This is a genomic window from Halomonas salinarum (assembly GCF_012062845.1).
In the GTDB taxonomy this organism is placed as follows: domain Bacteria; phylum Pseudomonadota; class Gammaproteobacteria; order Pseudomonadales; family Halomonadaceae; genus Onishia; species Onishia salinarum.
In genome coordinates, this window is record NZ_WWNB01000013.1 from 26,329 (window position 1) to 51,256 (window position 24,928).

The following is a 24,928-nucleotide window of genomic DNA, read 5'->3' on the forward strand; positions in this document are numbered from 1 at the left end:
AGAGTGCATCACCAAGCGCCCGTCAGGCAATGCATTTTTGCATCATCTATAACGAAACGCCTTACTATTCAACCAACTAAGAGTTGGCATGCTTCCTGCTAAATGAACACCAACAAGGCATTCTCTCAGCACGGCTGACCTATCAGCACGCCTGACAACGACGCCTGTCGGGGGATGCCTTGAAGACCGACACCAAGAACAAGGAGCAGGACATGAGCGACTTCAATCAACCGCTGGGTGGCAACGACATGCCGCGGTTCGGTGGGCCGGCGACCATGATGCGGCTACCGGCACAGGCATCGGCTGCGGGCCTCGACGCCGCCTTCATCGGCATTCCGCTGGACATCGGCACCTCGAATCGTCCCGGGGCCCGCCTGGGGCCGCGCCAGATTCGCGATGAGTCCCGCATGCTGCGCCCTTACAACATGGCGACCCGCGCCGCGCCCTTCGACAGCCTGCAAGTAGCCGATATCGGTGACGTGCCGATCAACACCTTTCACCTGCCCAAGAGCATCGACATCGTCAGCGACTTCTACGATGAGGTCCTGTCACATGGCTGTGTACCGCTCTCGCTGGGGGGAGATCACACCGCTACGCTGCCGGTGCTGCGTGCCATCGCCAAGAAGCACGGCCCGGTGGGCCTGATTCATATCGATGCCCATGCCGACGTCAACGATCACATGTTCGGCGAGCCGATCGCCCATGGCACGCCGATGCGGCGCGCCCAGGAAGAAGGCCTGCTCGACAGCCGCCGCGTCGTCCAGATCGGCCTGCGTGGCACCGGCTATTCGGCCGAGGACTTCGACTGGTGTCGCGACCAGGGCTTCCGCGTGGTCACCGCCGAGCAGTGCTGGCACAAGTCGCTCGAGCCGCTGATGGCCGAAGTGCGCGAGCAGATGGGCGACGGCCCGGTGTACATCACCTTCGATATCGACGGCCTCGATCCGGCCTTCGCGCCGGGCACCGGCACCGTCGAGGCCGGCGGCCTGACCATGCCGCAGGGCATGGAGATCGTCCGTGGTGCCCAGGGCCTCAACGTGGTCGGCGGCGATCTGATGGAAGTCGCCCCTCCCTATGACCCCAGCGGCAACACCGCGCTGATGGGCGCCACCCTGCTCTACGAGATGCTCTGCATCCTGCCTGGCGTCAAGCACCGGGACTGAGCGTCAAGCGCTACGCAATGCCCAAGCAATACCCATTACAACTCCAACAGGTCATACCTCATGTCTTCCGCACTCGACTCAAGCGACGAGATCGCTACCCGCCCGGAGCCTCTGAACCGCCGGGCTTTGCTGAAATTCCTGATTCCGTCTCTGATCGGGGTCAGCCTGTTCCTGGTGCCCTTCTCCGTCGGTGACAGCATCAATATCGGCATGGGCCTGATGGCCGACGGCCTCAAGGCGGCCCTGGGTGACGCCCTGCCCGCCATCGCCGTGGTCGTGCTGTGCCTGTCGGTACTGCTGACCGCCGTGGTCAAGTTTGCCAAGCCGGCCTGGAGCCGTCAGGGCAGCGCCAAGGAGCTCTTCGATGTCGCGCCGCTGTGGTTCGCGATGCGCGGCCTCGGGGCGCTGTTCGCGCTGATGACCTATTTCCAGGTCGGGCCTGCGTTCATCACCGCCGCCTTCACCGGTGGCGTGATGCTCAACGACCTGGCTCCCGTGCTGCTGACCTTCTTCTTCTTTGCGGCCATTCTGCTGCCGCTGTTGGTCGACTTCGGCTTCATGGAGTTCATCGGCAGTCTGGTGCGCAAGCCGTTCCGGGTCATCTTCGGCCTGCCCGGCCGCAGCGCCATCGATGCCACCGCCTCCTGGATGGGCTCCGGCACCGTCGGCGTGCTGATCACCACCCAGCAGTACGAACAGGGCTACTACAACCAGCGCGAAGCGTCGGCCATCGCCACCAACTTCTCGATCGTCTCGATCGCCTTCGCCTTGCTGGTAACCAGCTTCATCGGCATCAACCATCTGTTCGTGCCCTTCTACCTGACCGTGGTGGTCTCGGGCCTGATCGCGGCGGTCATTGTCCCGCGTCTGCCGCCGCTGTCACGCAAGGCAAACACCTACCATGAGCCGGTCGGCTGCCAGATCGCCGAAGAGACCACCGCGGGCATGGGCCTTCTGCGCTACAGCCTGAGCATTGCCGTGGCCCGCGCCGAGACAGCCCCCGGTCCTCGTGCCCTGGCTCGCGTCGCCCTTTTCAACGTCGCCGATATCTTCCTCGGCCTGCTGCCATTGGTGATCGCCATCGGCACCGTGGCGCTGGTGCTCGCCGAGTTCACGCCGCTGTTCACCTGGCTCTCCTACCCGATGGTGCCGGTGCTTGAGTGGCTGCAGATTCCCGAGGCCGCCGCCGCCGCCCCGGCGACGCTGGTGGGCTTTGCCGACATGTTCCTGCCGGCGGTACTGGCCAAGGACATCGACAGCGAGCTGACCCGTTTCGTGATCGCCTGTTTGTCGCTGACTCAGCTGATCTACATGTCGGAAATCGGCGCCCTGCTGCTCAAGTCGAAGATCCCGCTGAAACTCTGGGAGCTGGTGGTCATCTTCCTGCTGCGCACCGCCATCACCCTGCCGATCATCGCCCTGATCGCCCACGTCTTCGTCTTTTGAGGAGTTCAATGATGACCTGTGCCGAACTTCTTATCGCCCTGCTGCGCGATCGTCATGGCGCCGATACCGTCTTCGGTATCCCCGGTGTGCATACCGTGGAGCTCTACCGGGGCCTCGCCGACAGTGGCCTGCGTCACGTCACCCCGCGCCACGAGCAGGGGGCCGGTTTCATGGCCGACGGCTACGCACGCGCCACCGGCAAGCCCGGTGTCTGCTTCATCATTACCGGCCCCGGCATGACCAACATCGCAACCGCCATGGGTCAGGCGCTGGCAGATTCGGTGCCGATGCTTGTGATCTCAAGCGTCAATCGCCGTGACACCCTTGGCCGCGGCCAGGGACGCCTACACGAGTTGCCGAGCCAGCAACAGCTGCTATCAGGCGTTTCTCGTTTCAGCCACACCCTGCTCGAGCCGTCGGCCCTGCCGGAGGTATTGGCCCGGGCCTTTGCGGTCTTTAGCAGCATGCGCCCGGGGCCGGTGCACATCGAGATCCCCATCGATCTGTTCGATGCACCGGTGCCAATGCCGACGCAATGGCAGGCACCCGTCATCCATCGCCCGGCACCGGACCCGGCCGGGCTCGCCACCGCCGCTGCCTGGCTGCATGACGCCAAGCGGCCGCTGGTGCTGCTGGGCGGGGGCTGCGTCGCGGCCCCCGCGGCCGCCCGCGCGCTGGTCGAACGCCTGGATGCCCCCACCGTTACCACCATCAACGCCAAGGGCCTGCTGGGACGCCACCATCCGCTGGATCTGGGCGCCAACGCGGCGCTGCCGGCGGTGCGTGAGCTGGCAAGGGAGGCCGATGTAATCCTCGCCATCGGCACCGAGCTCGGCGAGACCGACTATGACGTAGTATTCGACGATGGCTTCCTGCTGACGGGCCGGCTGATCCGGGTCGATCTGGACCCCGAACAACTGGTGCGCAACCAGTCGCTTGCGCTTGGCTTGATCGCCGATGCCGGCGCCACCCTGGAGGCCCTCGCGGCCCACTTCCCGATAGTTCTGCCGCGACAGGGACGCCGTCGCACCGCCGCCGCGCTCGAAGCCCTGGCGCTGCCCCAGGACCCGGCATTCAAGCCCTTCGTGCCGCTCTTCGAGACGCTCGCCGAGGTGGTGCCCGAGGCGATTCTGGTAGGAGATTCCTGCGCCCCGGTCTATGCCGCCAATCACCTGGTCGCCCAGCCCGAGCCACGGCGCTTCTTCAACGCCTCGACCGGCTACGGCACCCTGGGTTACGGCCTGCCCGCCGCGCTCGGCGCCCAACTGGCCCGCCCGGACCTGCCGGTGGTGGCACTGGTTGGCGATGGCGGGGTGATGTTCACGCTCGCAGAAATTGCCACCGCCGTGGAGGAGCGCCTGCCGGTGGTGATCCTCTTATGGCACAACGGCGGCTACGAGGAGATTCGTCGTTACATGGCCGCCAACGGCGTCACCCCCATCGGCGTGAACCTGCATGCCCCCGATTTTCAGACCCTGGCCGGCGGTTTCGGCTGCCTCGCCACGCGGGCCGAGGACCCGAAAAGCCTGGCCAAGGCGTTATCGCAGCGCCCCGAGAAAGGCCCCTTGCTGATCGAAATCGACGCTCACCGCTGGCCGGCCGGCTGACAACCTCGACTACTGTCTGCGACACCACGATCTATGACATCACGACCTATGACGGAGCGCGTCATGCACAAGCTCGACAAGCAGTTCATCAACAATCATTGGGTGGCCAGTCACGGACAGCGCCGACTGGCCGTCATGGATCCCTTCCGCGAAGAGATGATCGCCGAGATCACCGCCGGTGACGCCGCCGATGTCGAGGCCGCCGTTGCCGCGGCCCGCCAGGCGCAGCCGGCATGGCAGGCTCTGGGTGGCAAGGCGCGCGGCGACTACCTGGACGCCTTTGCCGAGGCACTGAGCGCCCGCCGCGACGAACTGATCCGGGTCTCGTCCACCAATAACGGCAAGGCGCTGATGGAAGCCGGCATTGATCTTGACGATGCCATAGCCTGCTATCGCTACTATGCCGGCCAGGCCCGGGCCCTGGAGGCTCGTCAGGGGCGCCTGGTGGAGCATGCCATGGAGGGCGTCGAAGCTCGCTGCTATGAAGACCCGGCGGGCGTGGTCGGCCTGATCGCGCCCTGGAACTTCCCCCTGGTGACCAGCGCCTGGAAGCTCGCACCGGCGCTTGCCGCCGGCTGCACCGCGGTCTTCAAGCCTTCGGAAGTCACACCGCTGCCCGAGCTGGCCCTGGCCGAGATCGCTCTCGAGATCGGCCTGCCCGCCGGTGTGATCAACTTGCTGCACGGTGACGGCGACGGCATCGGCGCCCCCCTGACGCAGCATCCCGGCATCGACAAGCTCTCCTTCACCGGCAGCAACGCCGTCGGCGAGAAGGTCATGCAGGCTGCTGCCCATGGCGCACGAGGTGTCTCCCTGGAGCTTGGCGGCAAGTCGCCGATTCTGGTGCTCGACGATGCCGACGTCGCAAAGGCCGCCGATTGGGTGATGGCCGGCATCTTCTTCAACAGCGGCCAGATCTGCTCGGCCACCTCGCGCCTGATCGTGCATGAGGCGATCAGCGAGTCGCTGTATGCCGCGCTCGGCGAGCGCATCGATGCGCTGACGCTGGGCGACCCGCTGGATGAGGCCAGCGACATGGGCCCGATGACCAGCGCCCGCCAGCGCGATGCCGTGCAGTCCTACCTGGCACTGGCCGAGCGCGAAGAGCTCGAGGCCGTGCGCGACGCCCGCCACCGCCGCCTGCCGTCTCAGGGCTACTTCGTGGCGCCGACGCTATATCGCGATGTGCCTGAGGATAGCCGCCTGTGGCGTGAGGAAATCTTCGGCCCGGTGCTGTGCGCGAGGAACGTGACAAGCGAAGAAGAGGCGATCGCGCTCGCCAATGACTCCGCGTTTGGCCTGGCCGCCACCGTGATCAGCGGTGATGCCGAGCGCGCCAAGCGCGTCGGCCGCGCCCTGAGAGCCGGCAGCATCTGGTTCAATACCGAGCAACTGGTACTGCCCGAAACCGGTTGGGGTGGCTTTGGCATCAGCGGCATCGGCCGCGAACTGGGGCCCTGGGGCCTGGCTGGCTATCTCGAGGTCAAGCATATCGTCGGCCCCGCCTGAGCCACGCGGCGATCCGACACCGGACCGCCGTTGCGCTTGCCAAAAAAAGAGACCGCCGCGGCGGTCTCTTTTTTCGTTCAGCTTGTGTTTCGTGTGCGCCTGTCAGCAGGCGCAGGAGCCATCAGGCGGCGCCGGGCACTTCAGCGAAGTGGTTACAGGCATGATGATAAAGGATGCTGGCATAGCCATTGCGATTAAGAAGCTTGTGGATCTTGGCCGGATCCTGATCTTCGAGGGCGCGGTGCAGCTTGGCCTGCTGCTCTGAATCGATAGCCTCATACCAGTGGAAGGGCGTGCCTTCGGCTTGGGCCTGTTCGGCCTTCTGCATGAGATCAATCTCCACTCGACCGCCCTGTTGATAGAGCAGGTCGTAGCCTTCCTGGCGCTCCGCGGCGGGAACATCACAGGGCTTCTCCATCGCTTCCAGTACATTGACGTAGTAATAGCTAAGCGGCTGCATCTCGGCTCCTTCTAAGGAAATTGTTGTCTCGCCAACGAGCGTTTTGCCGTTATTACCGGCCACTCCACCATGGGAGGGCTCACTTCGAGTGTATCTCACACACGGCGATCCGACAGCCATCTGAGCATGCCATATTGCGCTTCGCCCTCTGTGTTCTGAAAGCGTCCACATTGCCATTCTCATCACGACCCTGTAAGGATGAATTCTCCTACCTTCATTTCGCTGACCAGCAGATGTGCCATGACTCGACCCGCTTCGCTCTCACTGACAGAGACCACCTCACTGACAGAGGCCACAATGAGCGCTGACGGCTTGCCCGCCTGGGGCAAGGAATGCCTGATCTCGCTTTTTATCGCGGTCTGTCTCGCCATCCTAACACTTGGCGCCGGGATCCTTTTCAGGGCGCAAGGGCTTGGCTGGCTGGCGGTTGGCCCGCTGGTGGTGTCGGTTGGCTGGGTCCTGGCTTGGGGGTTCGTGCTGGTGCGTCACCTCCACAGATCGCTGACCGGCGCCCTGGGCTTCTGGCTTCTTCAGGGAACGCTATGGCACGGCAGCTACCGAGATGGGCCGATGAGTGGGCTCGAGACGGCGCTACTGGTCACCTGGGCACTCGCGCTGATTGGCCTGGCCATCGCCCTGGTATCGCTCTGGATCCAACAGACGCTCAGATACCAGGGGAGACGCATTCAAGGGACGACGACCGCGTTTTCACCCATCACCTGATAGCCCCTCCACCTTGCGCGCAGCACCACACACGCTGGCAAGCGGGTCATCTATACTGCTTGCAGCAGGCCTCGCCGGTCACCTACCAGGCTTCTCCAGAGGCTGGTTCCCGTCAAAGATATGCGCATACCGCATATCTCGTATCAGTATTCATCAGTTCCCGAATACTGCATGCCTCTCTAGAATGGCCAATATTCGTTAGGCAACGCCCACACCCTTCACGCGCTATTCAAGACATCAGCAGGAGCCTCATATGAGTCAACGTATTCTGATGGTACTGACCTCACACGACCAGCTAGGCGACACCGGCAACAAGACCGGCTTCTGGCTGGAGGAGCTGGCGGCGCCCTATTACGCCTGCCTGGATGCCGGCGCCGAGGTGACGCTGGCTTCGCCCAAGGGTGGCCAGCCACCGCTCGACCCTGCCAGTGATGCACAAGACAGCCAGACCGACGCCACCCGCCGCTTCAAGCAGGACGATGCGGCCAATGCGCAGCTCGCCACCACGCATCGTCTGGCGGACATCAAGGCCGACGACTTCGACGCCATCTTCTATCCGGGGGGCCACGGCCCGCTATGGGACCTGGTCGACGATGCCGACTCGATCCGCCTGATCGAGACCTTCTGGGCTCAGCAGAAACCCGTCGCGGCGGTCTGTCATGCGCCCATCGTGCTACTCCATGCCCGTGACGAGAAAGGCGAGCCGCTGGTCAAGGGGCGTGACGTTACCGGCTTCACCAATGGCGAAGAAGAGGCCGTGGGCCTGACCAACATCGTCCCGCATCTGGTGGAAAACGCACTGATCGACTGCGGCGCCCACTACTCCAAGGCCGATGACTTCACGCCCTACACCCGCCGTGATGGCCGCTTGATCACCGGGCAGAATCCGCCCTCTTCCGAGCCGGTGGCCAAGGTGCTACTCGAGGCACTGGGTCTGTAAACCGCCTGTATTCATCGAATGTGGATCATCCCGCCCTTGGATATGGCCGGGGTGATATCAGCGCTTTTCAGTCGGCTACCGACGCATGGCGACCTTGTGACCCACGACCGCTCGCCATGTACCGCTTCGCGATCAACGCTACGGAGACTGCATGACTCAGCACACCATGATGCCCAATCCCGGGCTTGGCACCTTCCGTCTCAAGGGCGACACCCTCAAGAGCGCCGTCACCACCGCACTGGAACTCGGCTATCGGCATATCGATACCGCCCAGATGTATGGCAACGAGGCCGAGGTCGGCCAGGCCATCGCCGATAGCCAGGTCCCGCGGGACGAGATCTTCCTGACCACCAAGGTCTGGTACGACACCCTCGCCCCCGAGGCACTCAAGCAAAGCGTCGACGAGAGCCTTGAAAAGCTTGGCACCGAGCAGGTGGACCTGTTGCTGATCCACTGGCCGTCGCCGAATGATGAAGTGCCGATGCGCGATTACCTCACCGCCCTGCGCGAGGTGCAGAAGGCCAGCAAGACGCGCCATATCGGCGTCTCCAACTTCACCACTGCGCAGATCGACCAGGCGGTGGATATCCTTGGCGAAGGCGCGCTGCTGACCAATCAGATCGAGGTCCACCCCTTCCTGCAGAACCGCAAGCTGGTGGAGCACTGCAAGCGTCATGACATCGCGGTCACCGCCTTCATGCCGCTGGCCGTGGGCAAGGTGATGGAGGACGAGACCCTCAAGCGCATCGCCGCAAACCACGATGCGACGCCGGCTCAGATCACCCTGGCCTGGCTGCAGGCGCTGGATATCGTGACCTTCCCGTCATCCACCAAGGCCGATCATCTCAAGAGCAACCTTGAGGCGCTCTCGATCACCCTGAGCCAGGATGAACTCGATGAGATCGCGACTCTTGACCGGGGAGAACGCATCGCCAACCCGGACTTCGCCCCCCGCTGGGACTGATCGCGAACGCAGCGCACTTCACAAACACCATGATTTAGCCGGAAACAGAGGACTGTAGACATGGGGCCGGAAACACAGGGCCGGAAACACAGGACCGCAAACATCGGGCCGTAAAACCGGCCGTTAAAATCTCCGGAAAAATGCGCTGACATGCAAAAGGGGCGGTGGCCATTAGCCACCGCCCCTTTTTTTACCTGTAGTTAGCGACTGCCCTGGCCACGATGCTCAGGTTCACCTCTTTGCCGAGTGACTGCCGTCGCGCCCCCACAAGCATTAACCCAAAGGCTTATGAGAAACCGCCCTGAGTGTCGCTCTCAGTGCCGCTCTCAGTGTGGCGATCAGCTGCGTTCGTTGCGCTTGCGCCGGCGGTTGCGGCGATAGGTTCGCGCCACTGCCAGCAGAAGCGCCGCCGACACCATCAGCCCAAGCGTCAGCCCCTGCCAGGGCCGGGCGGCATCCCCCATCACGGTCTCCAAGGTGATGACGGCCGTCAGGCCGGCAGCCTGGCTGCCGATGGCCAGGGCGCGCAGAATGTCGAAGGCAGGCTTGGCCATGAAAGCTCCGGGTGTAAATAACGCGATGAGTGTGAACAGAAAGACGAGGCGATGAGGCGCCACTCCCACGCATGGCGCCTCATCATACCCAAGATCGCCGCCGACGGGACGGCAAGGAAAACCTGCCGGATTAGCGCCCCGGCTTCAACACCAGCCGCCCGGGCTCGATATCCAGGGTCACGGCTCGGGAGGCCAGACGCTCCTTCCAGCCCCAGCCCATGGCATCCGGGTCCAGACGATAGACCGGCACGCTCTCAAGCGTCTGGGCAACCAGGCGCACCACCAGGTCGGTGACCGGAGCGATATCCATCGGCAACCAGGGCGCATCGATACGGCTATCGAGCAGCGAAAGCCGCCGCAGGTAGATCGCCCTTTCATCACTGTCGTAGTAAGGCGTACCTTCAAGGCTGAGCGCCACATCCGCGGGCAGGTTGGAGGCGAAGGCGTTGACGGCGACGCGGCCGGCCACCGCCAGGCGTATCACGTCGCGACCGTCGGGGCCGACAGCGAGATCGGTCGACTCAAGCGTCAACGACAGCGGCGAACCGGACTTGAGCTGGGCACGGTCGAAGCCTTCCACGGCCGCCGTCAGCTCCTCTTGCATGGTGGCCTCGCTGACCGAGTAGGACAGGCTGGAGCAGCCGCTCAGGCCAAGCAGGCAGATCAGAACCAGGGGGACAAGGTGGCGCATCGGGCAAGTCTCCGTGAGATGAGTGGGGCCATCCTGTCCCATTCCAGCCCCGCCGCCAAGAGGCAGTGCCTGCTTGTCTGTCGTTCTTCCTCCAAAACTGCGCCCGCTCGCCGTCAGGCATGAAACCGGCATCGAGAAAGCGAAGATCGCCAGCGTGACAGCCAACGAACGAGGCAGTAGGCTGAATTGCCCGGTTGCCTCGCGGCATGGGGACGACTTACCTCGACTGCCTCTCGTTTCTCACGACTCCCGGAGCCCGCTGACATGGATGCCCTGGCCCTCGGTCCGCTTCTGATCTCACTGCCGCGTCTCTATGCCCTGGCCGCAGCGCTGCTGCTGCTGGTGCTGAGCCTTGCGCTCCTCGGCCTGCCCCGTGGCCGCCATGTACGCTGGTTCAATGGTGTACTGCTTGTCTGGCTGATCGGCGCGCGCCTGGGGTATGTTGTCACCCATTTCGAAAGCTTCGCCGGCGCTCCGTTGGATATCCTCAAATTTTGGCAGCCCGGCTATCAGGGCCTAGCGGGGCTCTTCGCCGCCAGTGTCTGGACGATCTGGACACTGCGCGACCACATGGGAAGGCAGCTTGGCAGCCTGGCGCTATTGCTCGGCTGTTCGGCACTGTGGCTGGCGCTGGTCGGCTGGAACCCGCTGGGTGGCAGCCTCAGTCTGCGTTCGCTGCCCGAGTTGACACTTGAGAACCTCGACGGCGAGCCGGTGGCACTCGAGACACTCACCGGCCAACCGGTGCTGATCAACCTATGGGCCACCTGGTGTCCGCCCTGCCTGCGAGAGATGCCACTACTCGAGGACGTCGCCAACCGTGACGACATCACCGTGGTCGTTGCCAACCAGGGGGAAGAGCTTCTTCAAGTGGTGCGCTACCTGGATGACCAGAACCTCTCATTCGACCAGGCCCTGCTCGACCCGCAGCAGCGTCTAAGCGTGATCGCCGAGTCCCCGGGGCTGCCCACCAGCCTCTATTTCGATGCCGACGGCCGGCTGGTCGAGCACCATGTGGGCGAGCTCAGCCGTGCTCAGCTGGAGGCCTGGACGAGCCCTTGAGCGTGCTATCGGCGGTTTGAGCCCAACCACCTACTTAAGCCGCGCCCCGCTTTGCTGTAAGATACCGCGCCCTGTCGTCGCCGGCCCTTGTGCCGGTTGCGTGCGCATCGACCCTTTCAGTATCCGAGGCAGCATGAGCGAATTTTCTCCCGGCCAGCGCTGGATCAGCGACGGCGAAGCCGAGCTGGGTCTGGGCACCGTCCTGAACTGCGATTTCCGTACCGTCACTGTGCTGTTCGCCGCCAGCGAGGAAACCCGGACGTACAGCGTGCGCCAGGCGCCGCTGACCCGCGTGGTCTTCGGTAGCGGTGACCGCATCCAGTCCGCCGAGGGCTGGCAGATGCTGGTCGACGACAGCAAGGAAGAGCGCGGCTTGATCGTCTATATCGGTGAGGACGATCAGGGCCAGCTACGCGAACTGCCCGAAGCGCAGCTCGCCGACACCATGCAGTTCGACCAGGCTCGCGACCGCCTGTTGACCGGTCAGGTCGACCGCAATGACTGGTTCAACCTGCGTTTTCGTACCCTGCACCATCATAACCGCATCGAGCAGAACCCGGCGCTGGGCCTTGCCGGCCCCAAGGTCGACCTGATCGATCACCAGCTCTACATCGCCGATGAGATCACCGGGCGCCACGCGCCGCGGGTGCTGCTGGCCGACGAAGTGGGCCTTGGCAAGACCATTGAGGCCGGCCTGATCTTGCACCGCCTGCTGCTCACCGGCCGCGCCGAACGGGCGCTGATCCTTGTGCCTGACAGCCTGACGCACCAGTGGCTGGTCGAACTGCTGCGCCGCTTTGCCTTGAAGGTCACCCTGCTCGATGAACACCAGAGTCAGGCGCAAAGCGAAAGCAACCCTTTCGACAGCGGCCAGCTGGTGCTGGCAAGCCAACAGTGGCTGTTCAACAACCCGCACCGTCAGGCGCAGGCCGAGGCCTGCGACTGGGACATGCTGATTGTCGACGAGGCCCATCATCTGGATTGGACGCCGGACGAACAGGGTCCCGGCTACGCTTGCGTCGAGCGCCTATCGAAGACCATCGACGGCGTGCTGCTGCTCACCGCCACCCCCGAGCAGATGGGGCTCGAGAGCCACTTCGCACGGCTGCGCCTGCTCGACCCGGACCGCTACCAGGACCTGGAGCGTTTCAAGGCCGAGGAAGCAGGCTACGTGCAGGTCGCCGAGGCCATCGATGCGCTGGACAAGCTGCCCGCCGCCACCCCGGCCGAAGGCAATGAGGCCCGGGCGCTGGTCGATGCGGTGATCGACGACGCCGACAGCCAGGCACTGCTCGATACGCTGGCCGAGGTCGAGAGCGATGACGCCCAGCGCGAAGCCGCACGGCGCCAGCTCACCGAACAGCTGCTCGACCGCCATGGCACAGGCCGGGTGATGTTTCGTAACAGCCGTCGTCACGTCGGCGGCTTTCCCGAGCGTGAACTGCACGTCAGCGAACTCGCCCTGCCCTCGTCCTATCGCCGGGTGCTGCGCCGCATCGAGCGCGACGAGGACTATCTCGACGAACTCCTGATCGAAACCGGCCTGGATCATCCGGACGTGCTGATCTATCCGGATGCCATGTACCGGGCGCTGAGCGACGATCCGCTCAACGCCGAGCCCTGGTGGCAGTTCGATCCCCGGGTGACCTGGCTGCTTGAGCAGCTCACCGAGGTTGGCGACGACAAGGTACTGGTGATCGCCCATGGTCGCGATACCGCGCTGGAACTCGCCGAGGGCCTGCGGGTGCTGGGCGGCGTGCAGGCGCCGGTGTTCCACGAAGGCTTGACGCTGGTCGAGCGCGACCGCGCTGCCGCCGCCTTCGCCGACACCGAGGACGGCTGTCAGGTGCTGGTGTGCTCGGAGATCGGCTCAGAAGGTCGCAACTTCCAGTTCTGCCGTCATCTGGTGATGTTTGACCTGCCCCAGCAACCGGACCAGCTCGAACAGCGCATCGGCCGGCTGGATCGCATCGGCCAGCAGCACACCATCCAGCTGCATGTCCCGGTGTTCGAACAGAGCCCCGGTGCCCGACTGCTGCGCTGGTACCGGGAGGGCATGGACGCTTTCAGCGCCCCTCACGGTATCGGCAGCGAGCTCTTCGCTGCCTTCGGTGATGACCTGGGTGAGGCACTGCTCGACGAGGAAGGCCTCGAGGAGCTGATCACCGAGACGCGTGCCCTCTTCGAGACCAAGCTCAAGGAGCGTGAGGCCGGCCGCAACCGCCTGCTCGAGTACAACGCCTGCCGGCCGGCGCGTGCTGCCAGGATCATCGAGGCGATCCGTGAGCTCGACGATGACAAGGCGCTGCCACGCTACCTGGATCAGGCGCTGGATATCTTCGGCGTCGATAGTCAGGACCTGGGCGGTGATGTCATGCACCTGCAGCCGAGCCCGCAGATGCTCGACGGCCTGCCGGGCCTGGTGAAAGGCGAAGACGGCTTTTCCGCGACCCTGTCACGCCCCAAGGCCCTGGCCCGCGACGACGTCCAGCATCTTTCCTGGGAGCATCCGCTGATCCGCGAGATGATGGCGCGCCAGCTCGACGGCAACATGGGCAACACGGCACTTGCCCTGCTCAAGCACCCGGCGATTCCGGGCGGTCGCCTGATGACCGAACTGGTCTTCCGCACTCACTGCCCGGCACCGAAGAAGCTGCACGTCAACCGCTTCCTGCCGGCGACAGCGGTCCGCGTGCTGCTCGACGAAAACGGCAGCAATCTGTCCTCCAAGGTCTCCTTCGGCGGCCTGGCCAAGAACCTCACCAAGGTCAAGAAGGCGGTGGCCCGCGACCTGATCAAGGACCGCCACGACCAGCTGCGCGAACTGCTGGTTCAGGGCGAACAGGAAGCCGAACGGGAGCTGCCGAGCATTGTCGAGGCCGCACAGACCCGCATGCGCGAGACCCTCGACGGCGAGCTGTCGCGCCTCAAGGCCCTGTCGCGTCATAACCCGGCGGTGCGTGAGGATGAAATTGATGCCCTCGCCGAGACACGCGCCTCGCTGGATACCGCCATCGAAGGTACCCGGCTGCGCCTGGATGCCGTGCGGGTGATCGTCACCGTCGATACCGACTAGCCTTGCAACGGCGCTATCAGCGCTGGCGCCGGCTGCACGGCGCCAGCGAACGAACAGCTCGATAGAACGCCATGCGCCCGGCCACTTCGGCCGGGCGCATGGCGTTAGGGCGAAACGTTCAGGCGCATGGAAAAGAAGCGAGAAAGGCGTAACGGAGAAGATTTACCGAGAAAGGATCGCGGTCAGCGCCTGATCGAGCGTCGGGTACGCGAAGCTAAAACCGGCTTCCTGAAGGCGCTCCGGGCGCATGTCGGCACCGGTCAACAGAAGGTTGGCCATCTCGCCAAGCCCGGCCTTGAGGACAAAGGACGGTACCGCCATGAATGCCGGCCGATGCAGGTGTTTCGCCAGGGTGTCCGTGAACTCGGCGTTGGTTACCGGGTGCGGCGCCGAGGCATTGAAGGGGCCGCTGAGGTCCTCGCGCTCGAGCAGGAACTCAAGCAGCGCCACCATGTCATCGCGGTGTATCCAGGGCATGAACTGACGACCGCTGCCGAAGGGGCCGCCGAGCCCCAGCTTGAAGGGCGTCAGCATCTTGGCAAGGGTGCCACCGTTCTTCTCGAGCACCAGCCCTGTGCGTACCCGCACCACCCGCACGCCATGCGCCTCGGCCGCCTGCGCCTCACGCTCCCATTGCTCGCAGAGACGATGGGCAAATTCATCATTCGGCGGCGTATCTTCGCTCACCCGGGTATCACCCTGATCACCGTAGTAGCCCATCGCCGAGCCCGAAATCATCACCTTCGGCGCCGCACCGGCCTCGGCCAGCTGGCCACACAGGTTGACCAGCGCCCGGGTGATGTCGACGCGGGAGTCCACCAAGCGGCGCTTCTGCTCATCGGTCCAGCGCTTGTCGGCGATCGGTTCACCGGCCAGGTTGATGATCGCCTCCGGTTGTGACTCGACAAAGGCCATCACCGAGTCCGCGACCGCCGTGTCTGCCGGCAGCAGGTCACGCGCATTGGCGGGATCCCGGGACACCACCAAGAGCTCATGGCCCGCCTCTGCCAGACGACGACAAAGGGGTCTGCCCACGAAGCCGGTACCACCAGTGATCAGAATACGCATGCTGCCTCCTAAGATACTGTGTTGTGTGCCCTCACCTACGCAAAGCGTGGCTCAAGATACATAAGTCGTGCCAGCTACGTTTGCCTGTATCAAGTGCGATGCCCTTCATCTTTCCCCCTGGCGGGCCCTTGATCAGGCACCGGGTGGCCACGATGGCATCGCGGCACTACCAATTGTTATACAGATTTTGTACGATTCTGTTAATCTGATCATGTTTCGGGCTACGCCAGTCACTTGGAGGATTGATGTCCGCCAGCTCTTGCATCGCCATCATCGGCGCCGGTCTCTCGGGTCTTGCCTGTGCCCGGGTACTCGCCGATTGCGGCATCTCAAGCGAGATCTTCGACAAGGCCCGTGGCCCTGGCGGCCGCCTGACCAGTCGACAACTGCCCGGCGCGGTCGTCGACCTGGGCGCTCAATACTTCACCGCCCGCGAGAAACGGTTTGTTTCCCAGGTCGATGCCTGGTGCCGCGCTGGGCTAGTCGCCCCCTGGCCAGAGCGGTTGTGGCGAATTGACGCCGAGGGCTGGCAACTGCATCGGGACGCGCAGAGGCGCTTCAGCGCCGTGCCACGCATGAGTGCCCTGACGAGAGCGATGGCGGAAGGGCTTACCCTGCACACCCAGACGCGCATCACCGGCCTTGAGCAGTGTGCCGACGGCTGGTGGCTGGCCGACGACAAGGGGCACCATCATGGGCCCTATACGCGAGTGGTGATCACGGCACCCACTCCCCAGGCGTTAGAGCTGGTCGCTCCCCATGACGCGACTCTCGCCGCCGACTGTCGCGCCGTCACCCAACAGCCCTGCTGGGCTGGCTATGCCCTCTTCGATGAACCGCTCCCGGCGCTACCCGGGGTCGATGCCGATTGGCAGGCCGCCTTCGTCAATGTGGGGCCGCTTGGCGTGGTCAGTCGCAACGACGCTAAGCCCGGTCGCCAGACACAAGGCGAAAGCCTGACCCTGCTGGCCGGCGCAAAGGCCAGTGCCGACTGGCTCGAGGATGACGCCGATACCGTCGCCTCGCGATTGTTGTCTGCCTTCGAATCGCTCTACGCCCAACCGCTACCCACGCCACGACTGCTCGGCGCCCACCGCTGGCGCTATGCCAAGCCGGTTGGAGAGACCACCGGTCCCGGTTACCGGCTGAGCGCTTTGGGACTGGCGCTGGCCGGCGATGCCTTTCGCGCATCCCGAGTCGAGGATGCCTGGCTCTCCGGCCATGATCTGGGGCAGGCCCTGGCCGTCGAAATCGGCCAATGATCAACCGCCAGTTCAGACAACAAACGCTAGTGTCGATGGCGAGACACCAACGCTATCGATCAATAAGCCACCTTCACTACTGCACACTTCGTTTCCCAAGAGGTTTTCATGTCACACGCCCTGATCCTGCTTGCCCATGGTTCCCGTGACCCACGCTGGAAGGCGCCCTTCGAGTCACTTGCCGACACGCTGAAGGATCGGCGCTCCACGCCACTGCGCATGGCCTACATGGAGCTTTGTGAACCGTCACTTGAAGCCACGGTGCAAGAACTGAGCGAGAGCGGCATCACCCGCGCCGATATCCTGCCGCTGTTCTTCGCGGCCGGTCGCCATCTTCGCGAGGACGTCCCGGGCCAGATCACCGCCCTGGGCGAGGCACACCCCGATATCGAGCTGACGCTGCTGCCGCCGGTAGGGCAGCATCCGGCCTTCGTCGATGCCCTGGCCGGCATCATCGACGAGCGCGCCGGTGACTGACCAGACATGGGAACAGGACGCCTCTCTTCCCACAATTTGTACAACCTCATTGCCTTGTATAATAATTTGCACCATTCTTAGGCCCATCAGCGACGTCGCGCACAGCATCTGTACGTCGCTGATTCGACGACACAGCGAGAGGCTCACCAGCGCATGACTACCAAGGCGACCCACCCGGCCGATACGCCGCTCTATCCCATTCGTGAGGTCTCGCGATTGACAGGCGTCAACTCGGTGACCCTGCGCGCCTGGGAACGGCGCTACGGCCTGATTCGCCCGCAGCGCACCGCCAAGGGCCACCGCCTGTATGCCTACGACGATGTGGAGCGCGTCGAACAGATACTTCAATGGCTCAACCGCGGCGTGCCCGTCAGCCAGGTGCGGGAGCTACTCGACCAACCCGCTCCAGCCGAACCACAGGCGCCGGCCATCGGCGATTGGCTAGGTCAGCGCCAGCAATGGCACGCCGCCGTCGAGGCGCTGGACCTTGGCCGCCTGGATACGCTCTATCATCAGGCCATGACGCTTTACCCGGTCGCGACTTGTGTCGGTGAGCTGTTCAAGCCGCTCATTGCGTCTCTCGAAGAGGGCTGGGGCGAACAACTCGGCACGGCCCTGCAACGCGCGACGCTGGAATCCTTTCTGCGTAGCCGCATCGGTACGCGTCTCTATCATGGCAATCAGACCAATACCGGCGGCACGGTATTGATTAGCCGACTGCCGGACGCCCATGGCATGCTCTGGGAGCTTCTGATGGCACTGACGGCAAGCGATGCAGGCTATCGTGTCCACCTCTTCGACGACGCACTGCCCTTGAATGAAATGCCGCTGGCCGTTCAGCGCCTGGATGCCGCGGCCATGCTGGTTTGCAGTGGGCAGGCCGAGCGCACTGAGCTGTTTAGACGCCAGCTGCCCAAGCTCGCCGAGCAGATCAATGTACCGCTAGGCCTCTGCGGGCCAGTGGCACGTATCCGCGAGCAGGAACTCGCCGACACTCAGGTGGCGGTACTCGGCGATGATCCTCTGCAGGCGATTGCCCGGCTCAAGCCGCTGACACGGGCCCGGTAGCGTCAAGCGCGAGTCACCAGCACATGACGTCCTGACACGGCCCTCCCATACCGTCTTCTCTCACAATGGCAGGAGCGATCATGCAAAGTGCGACTCGGGCCAGCGAGCCCCCTCGACTGGTCTGGCTGCGCAGCGATCTGCGACTTCACGACAACACTGCATTGAGCGAGGCCGCCCGACAGGGGCCGGTGGTCGCCGTCTTCCTGCGCTGTCTGCCTCAGTGGCAGTCCCATGGCCACGGTGCCAACAAGCTCGATTTCCTCAACCGCGGGATTGTCGCCCTGGCCGAGGACCTCACCGGGTACAACATCCCGCTCCTGCACCGGGAAATCGCCCATTTCGACGAGGCCCCGGCCACCCTGCTGGGGCTCGCTGAAGAGGTTGGCGCCAGCGCCCTGCACTTCAATCGCGAGTACCCTCTCGACGAGTGGCGCCGTGACGAAGCGGTCATCGAGGCCTTCGAGCGTCAGGGCCTGTCGGTGCGGGCACACACCGATGCCATCGCCTTCGTCCCCGGCGAATTGCGCACCGGGCAGGGCGACTATTACAGCGTCTTCACGCCTTTCGCCAAGGCCTGGCATCGGGCGCTGACCCCGGAACAGCTGTCGCTGCGTGACGCTCCCCCCGTGCAGGACCCGCTGGGCATCGAGACCGAGCCAGTGCCAACGCTTCCTGCCCTGGACGATACGCCCGCCGCGCCCAAACACTGGCCTGCCGGCGAGCAGGCCGCCGCCGACCGCCTTGAGCGTTTCCTGCGCTTCCGCGGCCGCCACTACAAGGAACAGCGTGACCTCCCGGCCGTGGCTGGCACCAGCGAGCTATCGCCTTACCTGGCGCTGGGCATGATCTCCTGGCGTCAGTGCTGCCAAGCGGTGCTGGGTGAGAACGACGGTCAGTTGAACGAAGGCGATGCAGGCCTCACCGCCTGGGTCAACGAGCTGGTCTGGCGGGAGTTCTATCAGCATATCGTGGTCGGCTTCCCGCGCGTGTGCCGCCATCGCGCCTTCCAGCAACACACCGAGGCGTTGGCCTGGCGAGATGATGAGGCATCCTTTGCCGCCTGGTGCGAAGGACGTACCGGCTATCCGATCGTCGATGCGGCCATGCGTCAGCTGGTCGAGACCGGCTGGATGCACAACCGTTTGCGCATGATCACCGCCATGTTTCTTACCAAACACCTGCTGATCGACTGGCGGCGCGGTGAGGCCTTCTTTCTGCGCCACCTCATCGACGGCGAATTCGCCGCCAACAATGGCGGCTGGCAGTGGGCCGCTTCCACCGGCACCGATGCCGCCCCTTATTTCCGCATCTTCAATCCCACCACCCAATCCCAGCGGTTCGACCCGGACGGCGCTTTCATCAAGGCCTACCTTCCCGCACTGACGCACCTTCCCGCCCAACAGCGCCATGCGCCCCCGACAAGTGATCTTCTCGGTCAAGCCGACTACCCGGCACCGATCGTCGATCACAAGGCCGCCCGCGCTCGTGCACTGGATGCCTTCAAGGCTCTCAAGAAAGACGCGCCCTGAGAGGCGCGCCCTGTAAAGGAGTCATCATGTCTAAAGACACGGCACTGGACGCCTTCTGCGCCTTTTTCAATAAGCTAGACAAAACCTGTACAGGTAAGCTGTACAACGTATATACTGAGGATGTGGTCTTTCAGGATCCATTGCACCGCATCGAGGGTATTGAAGCGCTGGAAGGGTATTTTGCTGCCTTGTACACCCATGTCGAGGAATGCCAATTCACCTTTCACCACCGCCAGCGATTAGGTGATACCGCCTTCGTCACCTGGACCATGACCTTGCGTCATCCTCGCCTGGCCGGTGGGTCCTCCTATGCCGTGCAAGGGTGCTCACAGCTGATATTCGCGCCCAAAGCGGCAAATGATCAGGGAGGACAGGCGAAGGTCAGGTGCCACCGCGACTACTTTGATGCCGGAGAGCTGCTCTATGAGCGCCTGCCTGTGCTTGGCGGCGTTATCCGTCATCTCAAACGACGCGCCGGCACCTGAAACCCCTTTGCCAATGCCAACGTAGCTTACAAGAAGGCCATCGCCACAAGGACTGCATGGCAGCGTGCCCATCCAGGGCGACACGGCCGCCTGGCCAGGAGGAAGCATGACCCCATTAGCTCATCCGCAGCGTATCTGGTTGACCGGTGCGACCTCGGGCATCGGTCGTGCACTCGCCGAGCGCCTGCTCGATGATGGCCATCGGGTAGCCCTCAGCGCCCGAAGCACCGAGAAGCTCGAGGCACTGACAGCGGGCCGTGACAACGCACTGGCGGTGCCGCTGGACATTACCGACCGCGACGCCGTGGCCTCGGCCGGTAAACAGATCATGGACGCTTTCGGTGGCCTCGAACTTGCCCTGCTCAACGCCGGCACCTGTGAGTACCTGGATGCCCGCGACTTCGACGTCGATCTTGTCGAGCGGGTCTTCGCCCCCAACTTCCACGGCGCCCTTTACGCCATCGAGGCAGCGCTTCCGCTGCTTCGCAAGGCGCGAGACGCTGACGGCAGCCGCCCGCTGCTGGCAGCCACGTCCAGTGCTTCTGCCTATCTTGCCTTGCCGCGCGCAGAAGCCTACGGCGCCTCCAAGGCCGCCCTCAGCTACTTCATGGAATCGCTGCGTCTGGACCTCGCCGCGGAAGATATCGGGGTCAGCGTGATTCACCCCGGCTTCGTCAAGACACCGCTTACCGAGCGCAACGACTTCCCGATGCCGATGCGCGTCAGCGTCGATACCGCTGTCGAGGCGATTCTCAAGGGCCTCGAGAAGCGCTCGCTGGATATCCATTTCCCCAAGCGCTTCACCTATCTGGTCAAGCTGATGGGCATCCTGCCCCCGGGGCTGCGCTGGCGGCTCGGCAAGCGCATGACCCGCGATCGCGACAATCGCGCCTCAGGAGAGCCGTCATGAGCCGACAACACATCGCCGTGATCGGCAGCGGCATTAGCGGCATGGCCGCGGGCTACTACCTATCGCAGCATCACGACATCACCCTCTTCGAGGCCGCCGACCGGCTTGGCGGACACACGGCCACCATCGATGTCGCGCTCGACGGTCGCGACTATGCCATCGACACCGGCTTTATCGTCTTCAATGACTGGACCTACCCGCATTTCCAGGCCCTGCTGGCAGAACTGGGCGTCCAGAGCCAGCCCACCGAGATGAGCTTCTCGGTGCACGAGCGCGCCTATGACTTCGAATATAACGGCCATACGCTGGGCTCGCTCTTCGCTCAGCGCCGCAACCTGATACGCCCACGTTTCTATCGCATGCTGGCCGACATCCTGCGCTTCAATCGTACGGCCGTGCGCGATCTCGAGCGCGGCCGCCTGGACGCGGCACTGACCCTTGGCGACTATCTGGACGCCGGCGGCTATGGCGAGGACTTCCGTCACCGTTACCTGCTGCCGATGGGGGCCGCCATCTGGTCAGCCAGCATTCGTGACCTGATGGACTTCCCGTTGACCTTCTTCGTGCGCTTCTTCAAGAACCACGGCCTGCTGTCGATCAGTCACCGTCCCCAATGGCGCACCCTGGTGGGTGGCTCCCGGGCCTATATCCCGGCGCTGACCGCGCCCTATGCAGAAGGCATTCGTCTCCAGAGCCCGGTAGAAGGTATCCGCCGACACGCGGATGGCGTCGAGATATCGAGCCGCCACGGTGTCGAACGGTTCGACCAGGTGGTGATGGCCTGCCACGCCGACCAGGCGCTTGCACTGCTCGAGGATGCCAGTGACAGCGAACAAGCGATTCTCGGTGCCATGCCCTATCAGGACAACGAAGTGGTCCTGCACACCGACACCCGCCTGCTGCCGAAACGCCCGCGCGCCTGGGCAAGCTGGAACTACCGCATTGATGGTCGCGGCGAGAGCGCGCGCGTCTCTGTCACCTATGACATGAACATCCTGCAGCGCCTTGCGGCACCGCATACGTTCTGCGTGACCCTCAACGACAGCGCCAGCATCGACCCGCGCCAGATACTGGGGCGCTTCAGCTACGCTCATCCCTGCTTCACGCTCGCCGGCCAGGCGGCGCAGGCGCGCCACGGCGAGATCTCCGGCGTCGCACGACGTACTCACTTCTGTGGCGCCTACTGGCGCAATGGCTTCCATGAAGACGGCGTCTGGAGTGCCCGGCGGGTGGCGATGGCGCTGGGCGACACCCCCCGACCAGCGGACGAGAGCAGCGACACCTGCGCCGAGGCGGGCAGCGTCACGGAGACGCCTGCATGAGCACCACGCCCCGTTCCCGGATCTATCATGGCACCCTGCGTCATCAGCGCTACCGGCCCAGGACGCATGCCTTTCGCTATGGCCTGTGGATGGCCTGGCTGGATCTCGACGAGCTGCCGGGGCTGTTTCGCGGCGTGCCGGGCTTCGGCGAGGGGCGGCTGGCGCTTGCCCGCTTCCGCCGCGCCGACTACCTGGCACCCCACGAGCGTCCGCTCAAGGAGGTCGTCAAGGACGAGCTCGCGCGCCAGCTCGGCGACGCCCCTGACGGGCGCGTCTGCATGCTGACGCAGCTGCGTACCCTGGGGGTCGCCTTCAATCCGATCACCCTCTATTACGCCTATGACGCCGACGACCGGCTGGTCGCGCTGCTGGCCGAGGTAAGCAATACCCCCTGGGGAGAGCGAGTGCGTTACGCCTGCCGCGTCGACCCTGAGCGCCACAGCCACCAGGCCCGTTTCGACAAGGCGATGCACGTCTCGCCCTTCAATCCCATGGACATGATCTATCGCTGGCGTTTCTCGACGCCCGGCGAGCACCTGATGATGCACATGGAAACCTGGAAGGACGATGCCCTGCACTTCGATGCCACCCTGACCATGCAGGCGCGACCCGCGACCCGCGGTGCGCTGGTGGCCACTCTGGCCAGGCAGCCCTTGATGAGCTTGAAGACCCTGGCCGGCATCCACCTGGAGGCCCTGCGACTCTGGGCCAAGCGGGTGCCGATCCATGACCACCCCGATCGCGAGGAGACACCGCCGTGAGTGCGACCCGCTCTGCCACCTCAGCGCCACAGCCGGAAGCGAGCGATCGCCTTACCCGACTGCTCAAACCCCGCCTGCTTGCCCAGCTAAGTGCACTGGAGGGCGGCCAGATCATCCTGATAGAGGGTGACAGGAGTCATACGCTCGGCCGCGGCGGCCCCCTTTCCGTGACGGTCGTGGTCAAGCGTCCTCAGGCCTGGCGCCGTTTGGCGCTGGGTGGCACGGTGGGTGCCGCCGAAGCCTACATGGACGGCGACTGGGAGACCGACGACCTAGTCGGCTTGACCCGGCTATTCGCCGCCAACCTGGAGCGGGTCAACGGCGAAGTTGAAAACGGCAGCGCTCGCCTCGGTCGCTGGCTCTTGACCGCCGCCTACTCTCTGCAGCGCAACACGCAGCGCGGCTCCAGGCGCAATATCTCGGCCCACTACGATTTGGGTAACGAGCTGTTCGCTACCTTCCTCGACACCGAGCATTGGATGTACTCAAGCGCGGTCTTCCCGCATCCGGAGGCAAGCCTCGAGGAGGCCTCGACGCACAAGCTCGACGTGATGCTCGACAAGCTCGACGTGGGCCCCGACAACCATCTACTGGAAATCGGCACCGGCTGGGGCGGGCTTGCCATTCATGCCGCCAAGACCCGCGGCTGCCGGGTTACCACCACCACCATTTCCGACGAGCAGTACGCCCATACCGCCAAGCGTATCGCGGAGGAGGGGCTTGGTGAGCGCATCACCCTGCTCAAGCAGGATTATCGCGATCTCGAGGGTCGCTATGATCGGCTGATCTCGGTGGAAATGATCGAGGCGGTGGGGCATCAGTACCTCAATACCTACCTGGCGACGCTGGATCGGCTGCTGACCGACGATGGCCTGGTTATGCTGCAGGCGATCACCATCCGCGACCAGCGCTTCGAGGCCGCCAAGCGCGAAATGGATTTCATCAAGCGCTACATCTTCCCTGGCGGCTTCCTGCCGTCCCATCGCGCCATCCTCGATGGCATCACCCGCCACACCAGCCTCAATGTGCTCGGGCTCGATGAAATCGGGCCGCACTATGCCCGCACCTTGCGCGAATGGCGTCATCGCTTCGAGGCGAGCCTCGAGCGGGTTCGCAAGCTCGGCTATGACGAGCGGTTCATCCGCATGTGGCGCTACTATCTGTGCTACTGCGAAGGTGGCTTCCTCGAGCGCAGCATCGGCACCTGTCATTTGCTGATGGCAAAACCCGGCGCGCGCCGGGGCGCCTTGACGGGGGCGCCATGAGCCGGTTTTGCCTCAGCGGGTGGAAGGCCGCCGTGGTCAATATCGCGGCCTTCCAGATTGGCTGGTTTGCCTGTGCCCTGGGGGGCAGTGCGGTAGGCGGCGTGGTTGTGGCCGCGATCCTGGGGGCGCACCTTTACTGGCTGGGACGGCCCGGCGAATGGCGGCTGCTGGCAGGCTTCGCCGGCCTGGGGCTCATGATCGATGGCAGCTTTTCGCTACTCGGGGGCTTTAGTTTCGATGCCGCCTCGGGAGGAGAGCTTGCCCTGGCAGGCGCAGGCGCGGGTCCTTCGATGCCCCTGCCGTTGCCGGCCTGGCTGTGGCTCTTGTGGTTACTGTTCGCCACCCTGCCGCAGCACTCGCTGACCTGGCTATGGCCTCGGCCCTGGCTGGCAGCACTGGGGGGAGCGACGAGCGGCCCACTGTCTTACCTGGCCGGTGCTCGACTCTCGGGGGTCGAGTTGGCGCCCTGGTTGCTGCCAGCGGAAGCCGTGGTGTGGGCCTTGCTATGCCTCGGTCTCAGCTGGCACTACAGGAAGAGGCCAGCAGCCGAGTAAGCTAATAAGCAGATAGTTTCGTTAGCTGTAGA

At 64.2% G+C, this 24,928-nt stretch carries 23 protein-coding genes; 19 read left to right on the forward strand and 4 right to left on the reverse strand.

Features of this window, described 5'->3' with window-relative positions; translation table 11 throughout:
* Positions 1-212 precede the first annotated feature (212 nt).
* The 4 genes from speB to HF027_RS10385 all read left to right on the forward strand — a co-directional run bounded on the left by speB (position 213) and on the right by HF027_RS10385 (position 5,725).
* Entirely contained in the window at positions 213-1,163 is a 951-nt protein-coding gene (speB, locus tag HF027_RS10370) for an agmatinase (protein ID WP_168015452.1), read from the forward strand.
* A 60-nt stretch (positions 1,164-1,223) separates the two neighbouring features.
* On the forward strand, positions 1,224-2,609 hold the full coding sequence (locus HF027_RS10375) for a YjiH family protein (protein WP_168015454.1): 1,386 nt from the start codon (positions 1,224-1,226) through the stop codon (positions 2,607-2,609).
* A gap of 11 nt (positions 2,610-2,620) precedes the next feature.
* Positions 2,621-4,216: a 5-guanidino-2-oxopentanoate decarboxylase gene (locus tag HF027_RS10380; RefSeq protein ID WP_168015456.1), complete on the forward strand. Its 1,596-nt coding sequence runs from the start codon at positions 2,621-2,623 to the stop codon at positions 4,214-4,216.
* 63 nt (positions 4,217-4,279) lie between these two features.
* Positions 4,280-5,725, forward strand: a complete 1,446-nt coding sequence (locus HF027_RS10385; protein WP_168015458.1) for an aldehyde dehydrogenase family protein — start codon at positions 4,280-4,282, stop codon at positions 5,723-5,725.
* A gap of 121 nt (positions 5,726-5,846) precedes the next feature.
* On the opposite strand, the gene HF027_RS10390 is transcribed toward HF027_RS10385, so the two are convergent.
* On the reverse strand, positions 5,847-6,185 hold the full coding sequence (locus HF027_RS10390; protein WP_168015460.1) for a hypothetical protein: 339 nt from the start codon (positions 6,183-6,185) through the stop codon (positions 5,847-5,849).
* A gap of 240 nt (positions 6,186-6,425) precedes the next feature.
* Between HF027_RS10390 and HF027_RS10395 the strand changes: the two genes are divergently transcribed.
* The 3 genes from HF027_RS10395 (at position 6,426) to dkgB (ending at position 8,812) form a co-directional block, all read left to right on the forward strand.
* Positions 6,426-6,908, forward strand: a complete 483-nt coding sequence (locus HF027_RS10395) for a hypothetical protein (RefSeq protein WP_168015462.1) — start codon at positions 6,426-6,428, stop codon at positions 6,906-6,908.
* Between the two features lie 253 nt (positions 6,909-7,161).
* Positions 7,162-7,848: a type 1 glutamine amidotransferase domain-containing protein gene (locus HF027_RS10400; protein WP_168015464.1), complete on the forward strand. Its 687-nt coding sequence runs from the start codon at positions 7,162-7,164 to the stop codon at positions 7,846-7,848.
* A 151-nt stretch (positions 7,849-7,999) separates the two neighbouring features.
* The gene (gene dkgB / locus HF027_RS10405; protein ID WP_168015466.1) at positions 8,000-8,812 is read left to right on the forward strand and encodes a 2,5-didehydrogluconate reductase DkgB; all 813 of its coding nucleotides are present in this window, start codon (positions 8,000-8,002) and stop codon (positions 8,810-8,812) included.
* 338 nt (positions 8,813-9,150) lie between these two features.
* Here the strand turns inward: dkgB and HF027_RS10410 are convergent, their stop codons facing one another.
* Both HF027_RS10410 and HF027_RS10415 read right to left on the reverse strand, forming a co-directional pair.
* Complete coding sequence (locus HF027_RS10410) at positions 9,151-9,366, reverse strand: hypothetical protein (RefSeq protein WP_168015468.1); 216 nt, start codon at positions 9,364-9,366, stop codon at positions 9,151-9,153.
* A gap of 130 nt (positions 9,367-9,496) precedes the next feature.
* Complete coding sequence (locus HF027_RS10415) at positions 9,497-10,057, reverse strand: YceB family lipoprotein (protein WP_168015470.1); 561 nt, start codon at positions 10,055-10,057, stop codon at positions 9,497-9,499.
* Positions 10,058-10,321: 264 nt separating this feature from the next.
* Here HF027_RS10415 and HF027_RS10420 point away from each other — a divergent pair, with 264 nt between their 5' ends.
* Both HF027_RS10420 and rapA read left to right on the forward strand, forming a co-directional pair.
* Positions 10,322-11,119 (forward strand): TlpA family protein disulfide reductase, encoded by a 798-nt coding sequence (locus tag HF027_RS10420; RefSeq protein ID WP_168015472.1) that lies wholly within the window; start codon positions 10,322-10,324, stop codon positions 11,117-11,119.
* Positions 11,120-11,252: 133 nt separating this feature from the next.
* Entirely contained in the window at positions 11,253-14,195 is a 2,943-nt protein-coding gene (gene rapA, locus HF027_RS10425) for an RNA polymerase-associated protein RapA (protein WP_168015474.1), read from the forward strand.
* Positions 14,196-14,357: 162 nt separating this feature from the next.
* On the opposite strand, the gene HF027_RS10430 is transcribed toward rapA, so the two are convergent.
* Positions 14,358-15,263, reverse strand: coding sequence for a TIGR01777 family oxidoreductase (locus HF027_RS10430; protein ID WP_168015476.1), 906 nt, complete (start codon positions 15,261-15,263; stop codon positions 14,358-14,360).
* Positions 15,264-15,508: 245 nt separating this feature from the next.
* On the opposite strand from HF027_RS10430, the gene HF027_RS10435 reads away from it, so the two are divergent.
* From HF027_RS10435 to HF027_RS10480, 10 genes are all read left to right on the forward strand, one after another.
* The gene (locus HF027_RS10435; RefSeq protein WP_168015478.1) at positions 15,509-16,525 is read left to right on the forward strand and encodes an NAD(P)/FAD-dependent oxidoreductase; all 1,017 of its coding nucleotides are present in this window, start codon (positions 15,509-15,511) and stop codon (positions 16,523-16,525) included.
* A 108-nt stretch (positions 16,526-16,633) separates the two neighbouring features.
* Positions 16,634-17,002, forward strand: a complete 369-nt coding sequence (locus HF027_RS10440; protein ID WP_168015480.1) for a sirohydrochlorin chelatase — start codon at positions 16,634-16,636, stop codon at positions 17,000-17,002.
* 153 nt (positions 17,003-17,155) lie between these two features.
* Complete coding sequence (locus HF027_RS10445) at positions 17,156-18,070, forward strand: MerR family transcriptional regulator (RefSeq protein WP_168015481.1); 915 nt, start codon at positions 17,156-17,158, stop codon at positions 18,068-18,070.
* 80 nt (positions 18,071-18,150) lie between these two features.
* A complete protein-coding gene (phrB, locus tag HF027_RS10450; RefSeq protein ID WP_168015483.1) occupies positions 18,151-19,599 on the forward strand; it encodes a deoxyribodipyrimidine photo-lyase in 1,449 nt (482 codons plus the stop codon).
* Between the two features lie 26 nt (positions 19,600-19,625).
* Positions 19,626-20,084, forward strand: a complete 459-nt coding sequence (locus HF027_RS10455) for a nuclear transport factor 2 family protein (RefSeq protein ID WP_168015485.1) — start codon at positions 19,626-19,628, stop codon at positions 20,082-20,084.
* Between the two features lie 106 nt (positions 20,085-20,190).
* On the forward strand, positions 20,191-20,994 hold the full coding sequence (locus HF027_RS10460; protein WP_168015486.1) for an SDR family NAD(P)-dependent oxidoreductase: 804 nt from the start codon (positions 20,191-20,193) through the stop codon (positions 20,992-20,994).
* Entirely contained in the window at positions 20,991-22,316 is a 1,326-nt protein-coding gene (locus HF027_RS10465) for an NAD(P)/FAD-dependent oxidoreductase (protein WP_168015488.1), read from the forward strand. Before HF027_RS10460 ends, HF027_RS10465 begins: the two co-directional genes overlap by 4 nt.
* Positions 22,313-23,077 (forward strand): DUF1365 domain-containing protein, encoded by a 765-nt coding sequence (locus HF027_RS10470; protein ID WP_168015490.1) that lies wholly within the window; start codon positions 22,313-22,315, stop codon positions 23,075-23,077. The genes HF027_RS10465 and HF027_RS10470 overlap by 4 nt, the downstream gene beginning before the upstream one ends.
* Positions 23,074-24,342: an SAM-dependent methyltransferase gene (locus HF027_RS10475; RefSeq protein WP_168015492.1), complete on the forward strand. Its 1,269-nt coding sequence runs from the start codon at positions 23,074-23,076 to the stop codon at positions 24,340-24,342. The genes HF027_RS10470 and HF027_RS10475 overlap by 4 nt, the downstream gene beginning before the upstream one ends.
* The gene (locus HF027_RS10480; protein ID WP_168015494.1) at positions 24,339-24,896 is read left to right on the forward strand and encodes a DUF2878 domain-containing protein; all 558 of its coding nucleotides are present in this window, start codon (positions 24,339-24,341) and stop codon (positions 24,894-24,896) included. Before HF027_RS10475 ends, HF027_RS10480 begins: the two co-directional genes overlap by 4 nt.
* The last annotated feature ends 32 nt before the right edge of the window (positions 24,897-24,928 follow it).